A 1,082-nucleotide genomic window follows, 5' to 3' on the forward strand; every position below is an offset into this window, starting at 1 on the left:
CTCCAGATAGCGGTACTCCGACACGCCGCCCGGCAGCACCGTCTGCCCGTAGCGCTGGTCCGAAGCGCCGGCGCGCGCGGCACCTCCAGGATACCGGGGAGCCGCCGCCCCCTCCACGTACCGCTGGTCGGAAGCACCCGGAGCCCGCTCCACGGCCAGGTAGCGCTGGTCCGAAGCCCCGGGCGCACGCGACGGGGCCAGCACCGCGCCCTCACCGAGCGTCGCCTCCCCCATGCGCGCGTACCGCTGATCCGACGCCCCGGGCGCACGCGGCGCGCTCTCGAGATAGGCCTCCTCCGCGTAGCGCTGGTCCGAAGCCCCCGGCACGCGCGGCGCATCGACATAGGCCTCGTCGCGCTCGCGGTGGACCTCCGGCATGTCCACCATGCCCGCGCTGCCCGGCAGCCGCACCCGGCGCCAGGTCACGTACTCGCGCTCCTCCACGCGGGGGACGCGCGCGGACGCCGCGGAGGGCACCGCCTCCGTGCGCAGCCGGTCCACCACGGGAGGCGGCGGCATGCGCAGGAACCGGATGGACGTGTCCACCGACGGGCCCGCGGGCGGCAGCGTGGCCCGGTTGGACGAATGTCCGATGCGGCGCGAGCGGCCGTCCGAGCCGACGAAGTGCGCCTCCACCCGGTACGTGCGCCCGGGCGTCATGCCCTGCAGGTAGAAGCTGCGCGACTCCAGCGCGAAGTCCACCTCGCGCGACACGCCCTCGCCGTCGAACACCTTCATCACGGCGCGCGGCGACGGCAGGCCGTCCAGCGCCCGGTCGCGGCTCGCGTCGCTGAAGTCCCAGAAGACGAAGAGCGTGTGCGGGTCCCGCGCGAGCAGCACCATCGCGTCGTCCTGGTAGTCCAGGGGCAGCATGCCCAGGTGCTCGTCCCGCTCGGGCGACGCATCCGCGGGAGGCAGGCGCGGCGCCTGCTCCTCCAGCAGGTGGTGGCGGCGCGCCTCCTTCTCTCCCGCCATCTTCGTCACGAAGAACCCCTCCATCAGGGGCTCGGCGGCATGCGGTGGCTCGCTCGCGGGCGCGGGCTTCGCGGCGGCGGGCGCGTCCTCCCCGGGCGCGCTGGACG

General features: G+C 75.1%; 1 protein-coding gene. It reads right to left on the bottom strand.

Going from position 1 to position 1,082, the window contains the following annotated elements; genetic code table 11:
• Positions 1-1,082 (bottom strand): DUF4912 domain-containing protein (locus ACLEQD_RS44035; RefSeq protein ID WP_410391883.1); only part of this gene is annotated, 1,082 nt, incomplete at both ends.

It is taken from the genome of Corallococcus sp. 4LFB (assembly GCF_046520365.1).
In the GTDB taxonomy this organism is placed as follows: Bacteria; Myxococcota; Myxococcia; order Myxococcales; family Myxococcaceae; genus Corallococcus; species Corallococcus caeni.